The sequence below is a fragment of the Nocardioides sp. GXQ0305 genome, from assembly GCF_050880345.1.
In the GTDB taxonomy this organism is placed as follows: Bacteria; Actinomycetota; Actinomycetes; order Propionibacteriales; family Nocardioidaceae; genus Nocardioides.
Map to the genome: position 1 here is coordinate 297,683 of NZ_JBNYXG010000003.1, position 13,976 is coordinate 311,658.

20 protein-coding genes and 1 pseudogene are annotated in these 13,976 nt (G+C 72.9%); 14 read left to right on the plus strand and 7 right to left on the minus strand.

Annotated elements, in window-relative coordinates; genetic code table 11:
- Positions 1 to 51: 51 nt before the first annotated feature.
- Positions 52 to 1,038 carry an NAD(P)-dependent alcohol dehydrogenase gene (locus ACQ1X7_RS10015; protein ID WP_432478037.1) on the plus strand — a complete coding sequence of 329 codons (987 nt, stop codon included), beginning with the start codon at positions 52 to 54 and terminating at the stop codon, positions 1,036 to 1,038.
- 6 nt (positions 1,039 to 1,044) lie between these two features.
- Here ACQ1X7_RS10015 and ACQ1X7_RS10020 read toward each other — a convergent pair whose 3' ends face one another.
- On the minus strand, positions 1,045 to 1,542 hold the full coding sequence (locus ACQ1X7_RS10020) for a beta-class carbonic anhydrase (RefSeq protein WP_432478038.1): 498 nt from the start codon (positions 1,540 to 1,542) through the stop codon (positions 1,045 to 1,047).
- Between the two features lie 23 nt (positions 1,543 to 1,565).
- Positions 1,566 to 2,168: a hypothetical protein gene (locus tag ACQ1X7_RS10025; protein ID WP_432478039.1), complete on the minus strand. Its 603-nt coding sequence runs from the start codon at positions 2,166 to 2,168 to the stop codon at positions 1,566 to 1,568.
- A 450-nt stretch (positions 2,169 to 2,618) separates the two neighbouring features.
- Between ACQ1X7_RS10025 and ACQ1X7_RS10030 the strand changes: the two are divergent.
- Positions 2,619 to 2,930 (plus strand): annotated as a pseudogene (locus ACQ1X7_RS10030) (nucleoside recognition domain-containing protein); the annotation flags it as partial.
- On the opposite strand, the gene ACQ1X7_RS10035 reads toward ACQ1X7_RS10030, so the two are convergent.
- A complete protein-coding gene (locus tag ACQ1X7_RS10035) occupies positions 2,906 to 3,028 on the minus strand; it encodes a hypothetical protein (protein WP_432478040.1) in 123 nt (40 codons plus the stop codon). The pseudogene ACQ1X7_RS10030 and the gene ACQ1X7_RS10035 sit on opposite strands and share 25 nt — an antisense overlap.
- 149 nt (positions 3,029 to 3,177) lie before the next feature.
- On the opposite strand from ACQ1X7_RS10035, the gene ACQ1X7_RS10040 reads away from it, so the two are divergent.
- Positions 3,178 to 3,633 carry a hypothetical protein gene (locus ACQ1X7_RS10040; RefSeq protein ID WP_432478041.1) on the plus strand — a complete coding sequence of 152 codons (456 nt, stop codon included), beginning with the start codon at positions 3,178 to 3,180 and terminating at the stop codon, positions 3,631 to 3,633.
- A 3-nt stretch (positions 3,634 to 3,636) separates the two neighbouring features.
- Here the strand turns inward: ACQ1X7_RS10040 and ACQ1X7_RS10045 are convergent, their stop codons facing one another.
- Positions 3,637 to 3,804 (minus strand): hypothetical protein, encoded by a 168-nt coding sequence (locus tag ACQ1X7_RS10045; RefSeq protein ID WP_432478042.1) that lies wholly within the window; start codon positions 3,802 to 3,804, stop codon positions 3,637 to 3,639.
- A gap of 57 nt (positions 3,805 to 3,861) precedes the next feature.
- On the opposite strand from ACQ1X7_RS10045, the gene ACQ1X7_RS10050 reads away from it, so the two are divergent.
- Complete coding sequence (locus ACQ1X7_RS10050; RefSeq protein WP_432478043.1) at positions 3,862 to 4,506, plus strand: hypothetical protein; 645 nt, start codon at positions 3,862 to 3,864, stop codon at positions 4,504 to 4,506.
- Here the strand turns inward: ACQ1X7_RS10050 and ACQ1X7_RS10055 are convergent, their stop codons facing one another.
- Together ACQ1X7_RS10055 and ACQ1X7_RS10060 are read right to left on the minus strand one after the other, a co-directional pair.
- Positions 4,507 to 5,181: a haloacid dehalogenase type II gene (locus ACQ1X7_RS10055; protein WP_432478044.1), complete on the minus strand. Its 675-nt coding sequence runs from the start codon at positions 5,179 to 5,181 to the stop codon at positions 4,507 to 4,509.
- A 28-nt stretch (positions 5,182 to 5,209) separates the two neighbouring features.
- Positions 5,210 to 5,845, minus strand: coding sequence for a maleylpyruvate isomerase family mycothiol-dependent enzyme (locus ACQ1X7_RS10060; RefSeq protein ID WP_432478045.1), 636 nt, complete (start codon positions 5,843 to 5,845; stop codon positions 5,210 to 5,212).
- 75 nt (positions 5,846 to 5,920) lie between these two features.
- Between ACQ1X7_RS10060 and ACQ1X7_RS10065 the strand changes: the two genes are divergently transcribed.
- Positions 5,921 to 6,355, plus strand: a complete 435-nt coding sequence (locus ACQ1X7_RS10065) for a MarR family winged helix-turn-helix transcriptional regulator (protein ID WP_432478046.1) — start codon at positions 5,921 to 5,923, stop codon at positions 6,353 to 6,355.
- A 58-nt stretch (positions 6,356 to 6,413) separates the two neighbouring features.
- On the plus strand, positions 6,414 to 6,833 hold the full coding sequence (locus ACQ1X7_RS10070; RefSeq protein WP_432478047.1) for a VOC family protein: 420 nt from the start codon (positions 6,414 to 6,416) through the stop codon (positions 6,831 to 6,833).
- On the opposite strand, the gene ACQ1X7_RS10075 is transcribed toward ACQ1X7_RS10070, so the two are convergent.
- Positions 6,808 to 8,382: a cation:proton antiporter gene (locus ACQ1X7_RS10075; protein ID WP_432478048.1), complete on the minus strand. Its 1,575-nt coding sequence runs from the start codon at positions 8,380 to 8,382 to the stop codon at positions 6,808 to 6,810. The genes ACQ1X7_RS10070 and ACQ1X7_RS10075 overlap by 26 nt on opposite strands.
- Positions 8,383 to 8,531: 149 nt before the next feature.
- Here ACQ1X7_RS10075 and ACQ1X7_RS10080 point away from each other — a divergent pair, with 149 nt between their 5' ends.
- From ACQ1X7_RS10080 to ACQ1X7_RS10115, 8 genes are all read left to right on the plus strand, one after another.
- Positions 8,532 to 8,699, plus strand: a complete 168-nt coding sequence (locus tag ACQ1X7_RS10080; protein WP_432478049.1) for a hypothetical protein — start codon at positions 8,532 to 8,534, stop codon at positions 8,697 to 8,699.
- A gap of 208 nt (positions 8,700 to 8,907) precedes the next feature.
- The gene (locus ACQ1X7_RS10085) at positions 8,908 to 9,255 is read left to right on the plus strand and encodes a YciI family protein (protein WP_432478050.1); all 348 of its coding nucleotides are present in this window, start codon (positions 8,908 to 8,910) and stop codon (positions 9,253 to 9,255) included.
- Entirely contained in the window at positions 9,252 to 10,499 is a 1,248-nt protein-coding gene (locus tag ACQ1X7_RS10090; RefSeq protein WP_432478051.1) for an RNA polymerase sigma factor, read from the plus strand. The genes ACQ1X7_RS10085 and ACQ1X7_RS10090 overlap by 4 nt, the downstream gene beginning before the upstream one ends.
- Positions 10,500 to 10,823: 324 nt before the next feature.
- Positions 10,824 to 11,312 carry a PadR family transcriptional regulator gene (locus tag ACQ1X7_RS10095; protein ID WP_432478052.1) on the plus strand — a complete coding sequence of 163 codons (489 nt, stop codon included), beginning with the start codon at positions 10,824 to 10,826 and terminating at the stop codon, positions 11,310 to 11,312.
- Positions 11,309 to 11,764, plus strand: coding sequence for a DUF1707 SHOCT-like domain-containing protein (locus ACQ1X7_RS10100; protein WP_432478053.1), 456 nt, complete (start codon positions 11,309 to 11,311; stop codon positions 11,762 to 11,764). Before ACQ1X7_RS10095 ends, ACQ1X7_RS10100 begins: the two co-directional genes overlap by 4 nt.
- Before the next feature lie 50 nt (positions 11,765 to 11,814).
- Positions 11,815 to 12,771 carry an ABC transporter ATP-binding protein gene (locus ACQ1X7_RS10105; RefSeq protein WP_432478054.1) on the plus strand — a complete coding sequence of 319 codons (957 nt, stop codon included), beginning with the start codon at positions 11,815 to 11,817 and terminating at the stop codon, positions 12,769 to 12,771.
- Positions 12,768 to 13,625 carry an ABC transporter permease gene (locus ACQ1X7_RS10110; protein WP_432478055.1) on the plus strand — a complete coding sequence of 286 codons (858 nt, stop codon included), beginning with the start codon at positions 12,768 to 12,770 and terminating at the stop codon, positions 13,623 to 13,625. Before ACQ1X7_RS10105 ends, ACQ1X7_RS10110 begins: the two co-directional genes overlap by 4 nt.
- A complete protein-coding gene (locus tag ACQ1X7_RS10115) occupies positions 13,622 to 13,861 on the plus strand; it encodes a helix-turn-helix transcriptional regulator (protein WP_432478056.1) in 240 nt (79 codons plus the stop codon). The genes ACQ1X7_RS10110 and ACQ1X7_RS10115 overlap by 4 nt, the downstream gene beginning before the upstream one ends.
- The last annotated feature ends 115 nt before the right edge of the window (positions 13,862 to 13,976 follow it).

Sequence of the window (13,976 nt, forward strand, 5' to 3'; positions counted from 1 at the left end):
TACGCCGTAAGGTTACCATCTGCCTTACAGTGTAAGGAACGGGAGGGTTCGATGAAGGCGATCGTGCGGACGGAGTACGGCGGGACCGAGCAGGTGCGGCTGGAGGACGTGCCCGATCCGGCGCCCGCCGCCGGGGAGGTGCTGGTCGAGGTGCGGGCGGCCGGCGTCGACGCCGGCGTGTGGCACCTGATGCACGGCGAGCCGCGGGCGGTGCGGTTGGCCTTCGGGCTGCGCCGGCCCAGGCAGCCGGTGCTCGGCCGCGACCTGGCCGGCGTCGTCACGGCGGTCGGGGAGGGGGTTACCGGGTTCGCGGTCGGTGACGAGGTCCTGGGCACCACGTCCGACGGCTCCTACGCCGAGCGCGCCGTCGTGCCCGTCGACCGGCTGGTGAAGAAGCCGGCCGCGTGGAGCTTCGAGCAGGCCGCGGCTGCCCCCGTCTCGGGCCTGACCGCGCTGCAGGCCGTCCACGACCTCGGCGGGGTGACGTCAGGCGACCGGGTGCTGGTCGTCGGTGGCTCCGGCGGCGTCGGCAGCCTCGCCGTCCAGCTCGCCGTGGCGGCCGGGGCCCAGGTCGACGCGGTGTGCAGCCTGGCCAAGGCCGACTTCGTCCGCGGCCTCGGGGCCGGGCTCGTCGCCGCCCACGGTCCCGGTGCCGACCTGCCGTTCGAGGACGGCGGGCAGGCGCCGTACGACGTCGTCGTCGACATCGGCGGCGCGCGGCCGGTCCGGCGGCTGCGCCGGGTGCTGAAGCCGGGCGGCACCCTGGTGCTGGTCGGCGGGGAGACGGGCGGTCGCTGGCTCGGCGGCGTCCAGCGCCAGGTCGCGGCATGGCTGGTCTCGCCGCTCCTGCCGCAGCGGGTGCGGTTCTTCGTCGCGAGCGAGAAGGGGAGCGACCTCGCGCGGTTCGTCGAGCACGCAGAGGCCGGCGGCTTCGTCCCCGTCGTCGACCGCACCTGGCCGCTGGTCGACGCGACGGCGGCGATCGACCACCTCGTCGACGGACGGGTCCGCGGCAAGGTCGTGCTCAGCGTGTCGTGACCCGGGTCAGTCGACCGGCCCGCCCAGCAGACCGGTGTCGACGTCGTAGACGAACCCCGCGACGTCCACCTCGGGCGGCACCAGCGGATGGCTGCGCACCCGGCGTACGTCGGCGCGGAGGGCCTGGGTCTGGTCGGCGATCGCCCCGATGGTCAGCCACGAGGCGTCCGTGCCGAGCGTCTCCCCCACGCGCTCCTGGAGCGCGGTCTCGCTGGCGGAGGCCATGGCGCAGCGGGTGTGCTCCACGATGAGCACGCGGCGCACGCGCAGCAGGGAGACCCCGAGCACCAGGGCGACCAGCACGGCGTCGGTGACCCGCCCGCCCGGGTTGCGCAGGATCTTGGCGTCCCCGGGGGACAGGCCCACCATCCGCAGCGGGTCGATCCGCGAGTCCATGCAGGTCACGATGGCGACGCCCGCGTGGGCGATGCCGTCGAACCCGCCGAGCGCGAAGTCCTCCGCATAGCGTCGGTTGGCTGCCAGCAGGTCGTCGAAGCCGGTCACAGCGAGCAAGCGTAGGGCGGTCCTCATCGCCTGGCGACCGACCCCTGGTGCACGTCGAGACGGAGGATCCGGCTGGTGAGGTCGACCAGTGGTCCGAGCACCAGGAAGACGACCACGGTGCCGGGGCCGACGGTCGCGCCCAGCAGCCAGCCGCCGAGGGCACCGCCGCCCTGGACCGCGGTGTAGCTCCACCGGAACGGCACCGGCGGGTCCCACGCGAGACCCGCCGCCTCGGCGGGCCCGGCGCCGGTGTGGCTGCCGAGGTAGGTCGTGATGCCCAGGCCCAGGACCGGGAGGGACAGCACGAGCAGCAGGACCTGCCCCTGCCAGGTCGCCGGAGTCTCGAGCAGGTCGAGACCCAGCGAGGCCACCCCGCCGACCACCACGACCTGGACGACCGTCCCGATCCCGGGCACCACCCGGCGGGCCGCCGCCATCGCGAGGAAGGCCAGGGAGACCAGGACGTTGGCGACCCAGAACGAGGTGCCCGAGGCGAGCGACACCCCGTTGACCAGGGTGGAGAAGCCGTCGGAGCCGAGGTCGGCCGTGAGCAGCAGCGCCACTCCGGCACCCAGGACGATGCAGCCGCCGGTCAGGAGCAGCAACCGGCGGGGTGGGGGGAGCACGGCGTCATCCTCGCAGCCGGCCACGCCGGCCTCGCGGGCACGACCGGTGGAGTCTCGTCACCGAGACGCCCCGACCGCGCCCGGTCTTCCGTCGCGGGGCACTGTCGGGTGACGGTGGGCGGACACCGACTCGGGAGGGTGACCGTGAGCCAGACCGACCAGCAGCAGCGGCACGACGTCGCGCAGGCGCCGATGTGGAAGTTCTTCGTCTTCAGCGCGATCGGTGCGTTCATGTTCTTCGCACCCGTCGAGGTGGGCGGGGAGCGCTCCATCCCGCTGGACCACCTCGTCACCGCCGTCTCGGACCGGGTGCCCGGGCTGCTCCCGTGGTACGCCCTCGCCCTGATCGCCGCGGGCGCGGCGTACCCGCTCCTCACCGGGCGGTGGCGCCGGTCTCGGGTGGACCTGGTGTTCACGGCCGCCAAGCTGGCGGGCCTCGTCGTCGGGGTGATGCTGGTCCTCGAGGTCGGCCCCGCGTGGCTCTTCCGGCCGGACATCGGTCCGTTCCTGTTCGACGCGCTCGTGGTCCCCGTCGGCCTGCTGGTCCCCGTGGGAGCCGTGTTCCTGGCGCTGCTCGTGGGCTACGGCCTGCTGGAGTTCTGCGGGGTCCTGATGCAGCCGGTGATGCGGCCGCTGTTCCGTACGCCGGGCAGGTCGGCCATCGACGCCGTCGCGTCGTTCGTGGGCAGCTACTCGCTCGGGCTGCTCATCACCAACCGGGTCTACAAGGAGGGCCGCTACACCGCGCGGGAGGCGGCCGTCGTCGCGACCGGGTTCTCGACCGTGTCCGCGACGTTCATGGTCGTCGTCGCCAGCACCCTGGACCTGATGGGCTCGTGGCTGACGTACTTCTGGGTCACCCTCGTGGTGACCTACGGTCACCGCCATCACGGTCCGGATCCCGCCCCTGTCGCGCATCCCGGACGTCTACGCACCCGGTGCCACCCCGCAGCCGGAGGAGGTCCCGGAAGGCCGCCGGCTGCCGCACGCGTGGAACGAGGCGGCCGCCGTGGTGCAGGCAGCGCCGCCGCTGTGGCGCAACGTCGGGACCAACCTGCGGGACGGGGTGCTGATGACGATGGCGATCCTGCCCTCGATCCTCTCGATCGGGCTGCTGGGCCTGGTGCTGGCCACCTACACCCCGGTCTTCGACTGGCTCGGCTACCTCTTCGTCCCCTTCACCTGGGCGCTGCAGCTGCCCGAACCCCTGCTGGTGGGCAAGGCGGTCGCGGTCGGCATCGCCGAGATGTTCCTGCCGGCGCTGCTGGTCACCTCGGCGGTCCCGGTCGTGAAGTTCGTGGTCGCCGTGGTGGCGGTCAGCCAGATCATCTTCTTCTCCGCGCTGGTGCCGTGCGTGGTCGCGACCGACATCCCGGTCTCGATCCCCCAGCTCGTCGTGGTGTGGCTGGAGCGGGTGGTGCTCACCCTCGTGCTGGTGACGCCCCTCGCGTTCCTGCTCTTCTAGACACTAGGGCTGCTCACGCTCGGCCTCGGCGAGACGCTCGTGGAGCCGGTCGCGGACCTCGTCGGGCGTGTACGCACGCCGCTGCCGTTCCTGCCGGGCGACCGCAGCGCCGGTCGCGGCCACGCCCACGACCCCGGCGAGCCCGACCCACTTCCACCACGCGACGGCCATGGCCCGACCCTAGGACACCTCCTGAGCCGACCGGCCACGACGGCTAGGGTCGGGGGAATGGCGCGGACCTCGGACCAGCTCGGGCTCGACGACGCCGTCGGGCTGGCCCGCACCGGCGACCTGTGGCTCTTCCGGGGCCACAGCGCCGCGGACCGGGCGATCCAGACCGTGACCAACGCGCCGGTCAACCACGTCGGGATGTCCCTGGTGCTCGAGGACCTGCCGCCGCTGATGTGGCACGCCGAGCTCGGCCGCTCGCTGCAGGACGTGTGGACCGGCGAGCACCACCGGGGCGTCCAGCTGCACGACCTCCGCGAGGCCGTGGTGCGGTGGCAGGAGGTCTACGGCCAGGCCGCCTGGCTGCGGCAGGTCAACCCCGAGGTCGGACGCCGCGAGGAGGACGCCGCGCTGCGGGCGGTGGCCCGGCTCGACGGGGTCTCCTTCCCGAGCACGGCCCGGCTGGCCGGGCGGTGGCTGCGGGGCCGCGACGGCTACCTGCCGCGGAGCGAGCGGCACGAGCGCCCTCGGCCGGAGGCGGCGTACTGCGCGGAGATCGTGGCGCTCACCCTGCAGGAGATGGGCATGCTCGCGGATGACCGGAAGGCGATCTGGTACGACCCGGGCACCTTCTGGAGCGGGGAGTACCTCCCGCTCACCGACGGCTGGCGCTACGGCCGCGAGGTGCCGGTCGCCCGCGGATGATCAGGCGCCGACCAGCTGGGTGAGGTCGGTGACGGTGGCGTCGGGCGCGACGCCCCACGGGTCGAGGACGGCCGCCTCGGTCCGGCGTACCCACGCGGCCTGCAGGCCGGCGCGCTTCGCCCCGAGCACGTCGAAGGAGTTGCTGGACACCAGCACCACCCGGTCGGCCACCGTCGCGACCCGCTCCAGGAGGTGGTGGTAGACCGCGGGGTCGGGCTTGAACGAGCGGATCTCGTCGGTGCTCACCACGTCGGACAGGTGGTCCCGTACGCCGGCCGCCACCAGCAGCTCGTCGGCCGCGGCGACGGGACCGTTCGAGAACGCCACCGTACGGCGGCCCTCGCCCGCCAGCCGCGCGAGGGCCGGCGCCACGTCCGGGAACGCCGGCAGACGCCGGTACGTCGCGAGCAGGTTCGACCGGTCCTCCTCGCCGAGCGTCGTCCCGAACACCGCCGCCGTGTGGTCGAGGGCCTGTGCGGTGCAGGTGCCGAAGTCGACGTAGTCGCGCATCAGGGCGCGGCGCCACGAGTAGCCCAGCTGCTGCTGCCGCCAGGCGTCGGAGAACGCGCCCGCCCGGTCGCCGACCACGGCCGTCAGCCGGTCGACGACGCCGCCGGTGTCGACCAGGGTCCCGTAGACGTCGAAGGCGAGCACGTCATGAGCGGCGAGGGTCATGCCCTCCACCGTGCCACGCCGGCGCCGCTCATGGGACCCGGTCCTCCTGCAGCCGGTCGGCGCCGTCGCCGGTGAGGGTCCCAGCCGCCGCCCGGCGCCCCATGCAGACCAGGAGCAGCTCGGACATCGGGCCCTCGAGCAGGGGACCCCGGCCGCGCTCCCAGTCGGTGTCGGTGGCCCGCATCCGGGTGTGCCGGACCACGCGGGTGCTCCCGGACAGCGGGGCCAGCCACCGCGCCCGGCCCGCGGCCACGGCCGCCGCCTCGGGCGGCATCGGGTGGTGCCGCCCGAGCGGGCGCAGGATGTCCTGGGTGTGCACCAGCACGTCGATCAGCGGCTCGAGGTGGGTGACCGTCACCGGGCCGCGGCGTACGCCGGCCCACTCGTCGTACTGCGCGAGGATGTCGGCGACCGGCGCCGAGCCGCGGCGACGGGCGTCGCGGAAGATCATCCGGTTGTAGCCGCGCCACGCGTCCTTTCCCGTCCGGAGCGTGGTGGGCCAGTCCAGCTGCGGGGCGGAGATCACGTGGGCGGCCACGTCGCGCACCCGCCACCCCGCGCACACCGAGGGGTGGTCCCACTCGTCGGCCGTCAGCGCCCGGAGGTGGTCGTGGAGGTGGTACCGCTCGGCGACCACGACGTCCCAGACGGCCTCCTTGTCCACGACACGCCCCCTTGGTCGTCAGTCTCTCTGACCACTATAGTCAGTGTCGCTGACCATCTGTCAAGGAGACGCCACATGGCCCACGACCCCCCCACCGCGGTGTGGATGTTCGTCGCCTCGCGCCACGTCGAGCAGCGGATCCTCGAGCACCTCCGCGACTCGGGCTTCGGTGACCTGACCCTCGCCCAGGGGCGGATCGCGGCCCGGATCGGCGAGGACGGCACTCGGCTGACCGACCTCGCCGCCGCGGCCCAGGTGACCAAGCAGACCGCGGGGTTCCTCGTCGACCAGCTCGAGCGGGCCGGGTACGTCGAGCGCCGGCCCGACCCGAGCGACGCCCGCGCCCGGTTGGTGGTCATCGCCGAGCGGGGCCAGGAGGCGCAGGCCGCCGCGCGCGAGGTGGAGCGGATCGTCGAGGCCGAGTGGGAGGCGCACCTGGGGGCCGAGCGGATGGCCGCGCTCCGGGCCTCGCTGCTCGACCTGCGCGAGCTCGTCGACCCGTGGGCGTGAGCCTCCCGCGGACTAGCCTCGTCACCGACCGACCCCACACGACCACGAGGAGACCCCGATGGCTTCCCGGCTCAACCCCTACCTCACCTTCCAGGACAGCGCCCGCGAGGCGATCGAGTTCTACCGCGACGTCTTCGGCGGGGAGCTCCAGGTGATGACGTTCGGCGACATGGGTGGTGAGCCCGCCTCCGGGGTGATGCACGCCCAGCTGGAGACGCCGTCCGGGTTCACGCTGATGGCTTCGGACGCGCCTCCCGGCGAGAGCCTCACCCCCGGCGGCTCGATCCAGATCAGCCTGTCGGGCGACGACACCGAGGAGCTCACCGGCTGGTTCCGCCGGCTCGCCGAGGACGGCACCGTCGTCGACGACCTGAAGCAGCAGGTCTGGGGCGACACCTTCGGCATGCTCGTCGACCGGTTCGGCGTCGGCTGGCTGGTCAACATCGCAGGCTCTACGCCGGACCAGCCGGCGGAGTGACCGCCCGGTCGGCCAGCTCGGAGCCCGCGCCGTCGTAGATCTGCAGGACGTCGTCGACGCCGTCGTCGAGCAGGGTCCGCGCGTCGTCGTCGTACTGGGCGACGGCCACCACCCGGCCGCGGAAGCCGCTGGCCTTCAGCTGCGCGAGGGCGACGCGGTTCGTCCCGTGGAACGGCATCGCGAGGATCGCGACCTGCACCTCGGTGGCGTGCGCGACCCGTACCCAGAACTCCCGGTCCGACGCGTCCGCCTCGAGGGCGTTGATGCCGTCCCGGCGCAGGGCCTCCACCCGGCTGCGGTTGTTCTCGATGCCGAGCACCCTCAGCCCGTGGTCCTGGACGAGTCGCCGGTACGCCGCGGAGCCGACGCGGCCCATGCCGAGGACGACCGCCTGGGCGTGACCGAGGTCGACGTACCGGTCCTCGGGGTGCAGCCGCGCCGGGTCCAGCGGCGGCAACGAGCGCGCCAGCCAGGGCAGCAGGCGGGGACTGCGCCGGTTGGCGAGCGAGGACAGCACGAAGCTGGCGGCCACCGCGACCGACGCGACCACCAGCCAGTCGTCCTCCAGGAGCCCGTCGGAGATGCCGACGGCCATCACGATCAGGCCGAACTCGGAGTGGTTGGTCAACGCCAGCCCGGCCAGAGCGGAGGTCCGCCGGCGCAGCCGGTTCCACCGCAGCAGGACCATGTACAGCCAGCCCTGCAGCGGCAGTGGCACCAGCAGGGCGAGCCCGAGGCCGACCGCCGCCCAGGTGAGCTCGCCGGAGTAGCCGATGCCCACGAAGAAGCCCACCAGCAGCAGGTCCTTGACCGAGAGCAGGCTGCGGGAGAGCTCGTTCGCGGCCGCGTGACCGGCCAGCAGCACCCCCATCACGAGCGCGCCCAGCTCGCCCTTGAGCCCGAGGGAGTCGAAGAGCACGAAGCCGGGGACCAGGGCCACGAAGACACCGAAGACCACCTGCATCTCCCCGTGGCCCAGCCGGCTCCAGACCCGCCGGAGCGGGATCGCCAGGGGCAGCACCAGGAGCACCAGCAGCGTCCGGGCGCTGGGCGTGGAGTCGGAGACCAGGGCCATGAAGACCACGGCGGCCAGGTCCTGGATGATCAGGATCCCGATCGCGATCCGGCCGTACAGCGACTGGCTCTCGCTGCGGTCGTCGAGCACCTTGACCACGAACACGGTGCTCGAGAAGGACAGGGCGAAGGCCACCAGCAGCAGGGTGCGGACACCCTGGCCGCCCAGCAGCGCCGAGCCGAGCAGCCCGAGGACGGCCAGGTAGGCCATGGTCACCGGGATCGCCAGCGCGAGGTGGGCGCTCGCCGTCCCCCACACCTCGCGCCGCAGCAGGAACCGCACGTCGAGCTTCAGGCCGATGCTGAACAGCAGCAGGGTCACGCCGAGGTCGGCGACCCCCTCCAGGAGGGGCAGCTCGGCCACGCCGGCGGCGTTCAGCGCGAAGCCGGCCACCAGGAAGCCCACCAGCGGCGGCATCCGCACCAGCACGGCGAGTGTCCCGCCCAGGAACACCGCGCAGAGGTAGATCGCCACGGTCTCGATGCCCGCAACCCTATTGACTGCGCCGCGCGTACGACGCGCCCGCCGCCGGGCCAAACCACCCCAAGGAGTGAGTGGAAATGCGGTCCCGTACGGGTAGGGAGGAGTGGACGGCACGACCCCCACACGAGGAGGAGCGTCGAATGTTGCGAGGAATCGTCAGCCGGGCCCTGGGTGGCTCCCGCCGCCGCACGACCCCTGGCCGGCCCACCACTGGTCGACCCGCCGGGGGTGGTTCGGCCAACCGGGAGATCGAGCGCGGGGCGCGCACGCTGCTGCGTGGCGTCGGCCGCAAGCGCCGCGGGCTCTGAGGGAGGCTTCGGCCCACTGGCCCAGGAGGGTGCCCCGGATCCGAGTCATCGGCTGACCCGGATCCGGGGCACGGTGCCGTGATGCCCCGGGACACGCGAGCCCCGGGATCGACGGCCGGGCGGTCGGCTGGCAGTGTCGTGCCCGGACGCCTGCGTTCGTGGAGTGGGTGACGGCACCCGCCGGGGGCCAGACACAGGGAGAAGAGCCATGACCCAGTACATGCTGTCCGTGAACCACGTCGAGGGCGAGCCGATGCCGGGTGGCGAGGACGTCCAGCGCGTCTTCGACGACGTCGACCGGTTCAACGACGAGCTGCAGGAGGCCGGCGCGTGGGTCTTCGGCGGCGGCCTGATGCCGCGCGAGACCTCGACCACGGTCGACAACAGCGGTGGCCGGGCGGTGGTCACCGACGGACCTTTCGCGGAGACCAAGGAGTGGCTCGGCGGCTTCTGGGTCATCGAGGCCCCCGACCTGGACGCCGCGCTCGCGTGGGCACACAAGGGGTCGGCCGCCTGCCAGGGTCCGGTCGAGGTCCGGCCGTTCCAGGCCGAGTGACCGCCGGCGGGACCGGTCGTGCGGCCGACGCCGCGATCGAGCAGGTCTTCAGGGACGAGTTCGGTCGGGTCGTCGCCGCCCTCACCCGCCGCTTCGGTGACCTCGACATCGCCGAGGAGGCCGCGGGTGAGGCGCTGGTGGTGGCGCTGCAGACGTGGCGTGCCGACGGTATCCCGCCCAACCCGGGCGGGTGGCTGACCACCACCGCGGGCAACCGCGCGATCGACCGGATCCGCCGCGAGTCACGACGCGACGACAAGCACCGGCAGGCCGAGATGATCCACGATCCCGAGCCCCACGAGGCCACCGGGCCGGTCCAGGACGACCGGCTGCGGCTGATCTTCACGTGCTGCCACCCCGCGCTCGCGCCCGAGGCGCGGGTGGCGCTCACACTCCGGCTGCTCGGAGGACTCACGGTCCCCGAGATCGCCGCGGCCTTCCTCGTCCCCGAGACCACGATGGCGCAGCGGATCACGCGTGCGAAGCGCAAGATCGCGGGCGCGGGCATCCCCTACCGGGTCCCCGAGCTGGCGGACCTCCCGGAGCGGCTGGCCGGGGTGCTGGCCGTGCTGTACCTGGTGTTCAACGAGGGCTACCTGGCCACCGGCGGCGACGCGCCCGTACGCCGCGAGCTGTGTGCCGAGGCGATCCGGCTCACCCGGGTGCTGCGGTCGCTGCTGCCCGGCGAGCCCGAGGTGGTCGGCCTGCTCGCCCTGATGCTGCTGACCGACGCCCGCCGTGAGTCGCGGTTCGCTGGTGGCGAGCTGGTGCCGTTGGACCAGCAGGACCGGAGCGGTTGGGACAGCGAGCTGGTCGCCGAGGGCCACGAGCTGGTCCTGGCCTGCCTGGCCAGGGAGCGGGTGACCGGCCAGCCGCCCGGTCGCTACCAGCTGCTCGCGGCGATCAACGCCGTCCACACCGATGCCGCCGACGCCCGCGACACCGACTGGGGCCAGGTGGCGGCCCTCTACGACCAGCTGGTGCGCCTCGACCCCTCGCCCGTCGTCCGGCTCAACCGGGCGGTCGCGGTGGCCGAGCTGGACGGCCCGGCCGTGGCGCTGGCCGAGGTGGACCGGCTGCCCCTCGACGGGTACCACGCCTGGCACGCCACCCGCGCCGACCTGCTGCGGCGTCTCGGCCGGACGACCGAGGCGCGGTCGGCGTACGACGCTGCCATCGCCGCCACCGGCAACGCCGCCGAGGAGGCCTGGCTCACCCGTCGCCGGGACCAGCTGAGCGGCTGATGGGGGTGGTCGGTTTCCCCGGCTGAGCGGGGAAACTGGACCCTGGCGGGGGAAACTTCCTGCGCCAACCGCCGGTTTCCCCGGCTGAGCGGGGAAACCGACCGAGGCCCCTTGTGTCGTTCAGGCCACGTGCGTACTATCGCGATATATCGGCGACTGTCGAGAACACATCGTGACACATCGGGAGGGATCGTGGGACACGGATCGTGGGGCCACCAGTGGAGTGGTGGCGGGTGGGGCCAGGCCGGGCCGGGCGGCCCGCCGTGGGCGCAGGGACACCGTGGTCGGCCGGGGCCGCCGCCCTGGCTGGCGGGACTGTTCGGCATGACGCAGCCGGAGCCCCCGCGGGGGCCGAGGGTCAAGCGCGGCGACGTCCGCGCGGCGATCCTCGACGTGCTGGCGGTGGAGCCGCTCAACGGCTACCAGGTCATCCAGCAGATCGCCGAGCGCACCGGCGGCCAGTGGAAGCCCAGCCCGGGCTCGGTCTACCCGACCATCAGCCAGCTCGAGGACGAGGGCCTGGTCGTCGGCGACGACGAGCGCGGCCGGACGCTGCGGCTCACCGAGGCGGGGCAGACCTACGTGGCCGAGCACCCCGAGGAGCTGGCCGCGGTGTGGGCGTCCTTCGACGAGGTGCCGGCCGAGGACGGGCCGGACCTGTCGGTGCTGAAGAACGAGATCGGCCAGCTGATGTCCGCGACCTGGCAGATCCTCACCAACGGCACCGACGAGCAGCGCAAGGACGCGATGGCGGTGCTGATCGAGACCCGCCGCAAGCTCTACGGGCTGCTGGCCGACGAGGACCCGCGATGACGTCGCGGCCGTCGCACCCGCAGAGCTGGCAGCCCCGGAACACCTGGCAGCAGCAGCGCCCCGAGCTCAGGATCGGCGACGCCGAGCGGGACCGCGCGGCGAGCCAGCTGGCCGAGCACTACGCCGCCGGCCGGATCACGCAGGAGGAGCACGCCGAGCGCCTCGACCGGATCTGGGCGGCGAAGACCCGCTCCGAGCTCGACCCGGTCTTCGCCGACCTCCCCGGGCACGCGACCGACCCGGGCCCGAGGCCGGCGGGTCCCCGCCCGGGTCCCCGCAGGCGCAACCGTCCGCCGCTGCTGCTGGTGGTGCTGCTGGTCGTCATCGCCGGGGCGCTGGTGCTGGCGAACCTCCCGTTGGTCCTGATCGGCCTCGGGGTGTGGTTCTTCTTCCTCCGTGGGTCGTGCGGCTCACGCGCCTCGTCGTGGAGGCACGGGACCAGACGCTGGTGAGTCAGACAGCACTCTTGCTCTGAATGTTGTAGTTGTACTACATTCGTCCCGTGATCCTGACGGCTTCGGGGGAGCGGGGAGCTCCCGACGGTCCCGTGGTCAGCGTGCGCGACCTGCGGATGCGCTACGGCGACAACGACGTGCTCACGGGTGTCGAGTTCGACATCCATGCCGGCGAGGTGCTGTGCCTCCTCGGCCCCAACGGTGCCGGCAAGACGACCACGATCGAGATCCTGGAGGGCTTCCGGATCCGGTCCGCCGGCGAGATCACCGTCCTCGGTGAGGACCCCGCGTCGGTGGGCGAGTCGTGGCGGGCCCGCACCGGCGTCGTCCTGCAGTCGTGGCGCGACCACCCGCGCTGGACGCCGCGGCGGCTGCTCACCCAGATCGGCGGGTACTACGAGCCGTACTCGACGCCCGAGCAGACCCGCCCCTGGGACGTCGAGGAGCTGATGGACATCGTCGGGCTCACCGAGCTCGCCGACCGCAAGATCAGCACCCTCTCCGGCGGCCAGCGGCGTCGGCTCGACGTCGCGATGGGCATCGTGGGTCGGCCCGAGCTGCTGTTCCTCGACGAGCCGACGGCCGGGTTCGACCCGCAGGCGCGCCGCGACTTCCACCACCTGGTCCACCGGCTGGCCGACCTCGACAACACCACGATCCTGCTGACCACCCACGACCTCGACGAGGCCGAGAAGCTGGCCGACCGGGTGGTGATCCTCGCCGGCGGGCGGATCGTCGCCGACGACAGCGCCGAGGGCCTGGCGCTGCGGGTCGCCGGGGAGTCCGAGGTGCGGTGGAGTCGTGACGGCGAGCGCTTCGTCCACTCCACAGACGACGCGACCCGCTTCGTCCGCGAGCTGTTCCTCCAGTACGGCGAGGACGTCGAGGACCTCGAGGTGCACCGGGCCAGCCTCGAGGACGCCTACCTCACCCTGGTCCAGCAGCACGAGTCGGGCAGTGCCGACCAGGCGGCCCGCGACTTCGCCGAGGTGGCGACACGATGACCCAGCAGCAGACCGCCCACGCGATCCGGCTCGGGCTCCGGCGCGGCCGGGTGGAGTTCGTCCAGAGCATCCGCTCCACCCAGGACCAGTGGTTCTACCTGTTCACGGCGGTCCTGGCCGTCGGCTACCTGTGGATCCGCCGCGACGCCGACACCGGCATCGAGGGGGTCCCGTTCGCCGCGATCGCGCTGCCGAGCCTGCTCGGGGGCCTGATCGCGTTCGGCGTGGTGATCGGGCCGGCGTACGCACTGGCGATGGAGAAGGAGGACGGCACCCTGCTGCGGCACCGTGCGATCCCCCACGGTCTCGTCGGCTACTTCAGCGGCCAGCTGCTCTTCCAGTCCATGAGCCTGGTGCCGCAGATGATCGTGATCCTCGTCCCGAGCTTCCTGCTGTTCGACGGGCTGATGAGCGAGCCCAGCGGCTGGTTCACGGTCGCCTGGGTGATCGTCCTCGGCATGCTCGCCGCACTGCCGATCGGGATGATGATCGGCGCGCTGGTGCCCGGCGTCCAGAAGGTCGGGATGTGGGGGATGCTGCCGGTGATGGTGCTCGCTGGCATCTCCGGGATCTTCTACCCGGTGCAGCAGCTGTGGGGCTGGGTGCAGGTCGTGGCCCAGGTCTTCCCGATGTACTGGCTCGGGCTCGGCATGCGCTCGGCGTTCCTGCCCGACTCCGCTGCTGCCGCCGAGATCGGTGGGTCGTGGCGGACCCTCGAGACCGTGGCCGTGCTCGGCGCCTGGGCGGTGGTCGGCGCCCTGGTGACGCCGCCACTGCTGCGCCGGATGGCGCGACGGCAGACCGGCTCGCAGGTGCAGGCGGCCCGCGAGGCGACCCTGCAGTGGGTGAAGTGAGCGAGTCCGTCCACAATCGGATCGCCCTGCTCCGGGCAGAGCAGGACGTCAGTCGGCGCGACCTCGCCGACGCGCTGGGGGTCCACTACCAGACCGTCGGCTACCTCGAGCGCGGCGAGTACAACCCGTCCCTGCACCTCGCGCTGCGGATCGCCGGCTTCTTCGGCGTCCCGGTCGAAGTGGTCTTCTCGACCGAGCCCTTCCCGCGGCTGAGCGACCAGACGCGCCCGGCCTGACGCTTGTTCGGCGTGTTCCACACGGCCCGGACCGAGCGCCCCACACAGACACCGCAGTGCCCCGGATCCGAGTCACCAGGTGACGCAGGACCGGGGCACAGTGCTCTGAGCCCCC

Excerpts from the sequence above, each read along its gene's own strand:
- ACQ1X7_RS10015 (WP_432478037.1), top strand. The coding sequence starts at position 52 with ATGAAGGCGATCGTGCGGACGGAGTACGGCGGGACCGAGCAGGTGCGG.
- ACQ1X7_RS10045 (WP_432478042.1), bottom strand. The coding sequence starts at position 3,804 with ATGGCCGTCGCGTGGTGGAAGTGGGTCGGGCTCGCCGGGGTCGTGGGC.
- ACQ1X7_RS10050 (WP_432478043.1), top strand. The coding sequence starts at position 3,862 with ATGGCGCGGACCTCGGACCAGCTCGGGCTCGACGACGCCGTCGGGCTG.
- ACQ1X7_RS10055 (WP_432478044.1), bottom strand. The coding sequence starts at position 5,181 with ATGACCCTCGCCGCTCATGACGTGCTCGCCTTCGACGTCTACGGGACC.
- ACQ1X7_RS10065 (WP_432478046.1), top strand. The coding sequence starts at position 5,921 with ATGGCCCACGACCCCCCCACCGCGGTGTGGATGTTCGTCGCCTCGCGC.
- ACQ1X7_RS10070 (WP_432478047.1), top strand. The coding sequence starts at position 6,414 with ATGGCTTCCCGGCTCAACCCCTACCTCACCTTCCAGGACAGCGCCCGC.
- ACQ1X7_RS10080 (WP_432478049.1), top strand. The coding sequence starts at position 8,532 with ATGTTGCGAGGAATCGTCAGCCGGGCCCTGGGTGGCTCCCGCCGCCGC.
- ACQ1X7_RS10085 (WP_432478050.1), top strand. The coding sequence starts at position 8,908 with ATGACCCAGTACATGCTGTCCGTGAACCACGTCGAGGGCGAGCCGATG.
- ACQ1X7_RS10095 (WP_432478052.1), top strand. The coding sequence starts at position 10,824 with ATGACGCAGCCGGAGCCCCCGCGGGGGCCGAGGGTCAAGCGCGGCGAC.
- ACQ1X7_RS10100 (WP_432478053.1), top strand. The coding sequence starts at position 11,309 with ATGACGTCGCGGCCGTCGCACCCGCAGAGCTGGCAGCCCCGGAACACC.
- ACQ1X7_RS10110 (WP_432478055.1), top strand. The coding sequence starts at position 12,768 with ATGACCCAGCAGCAGACCGCCCACGCGATCCGGCTCGGGCTCCGGCGC.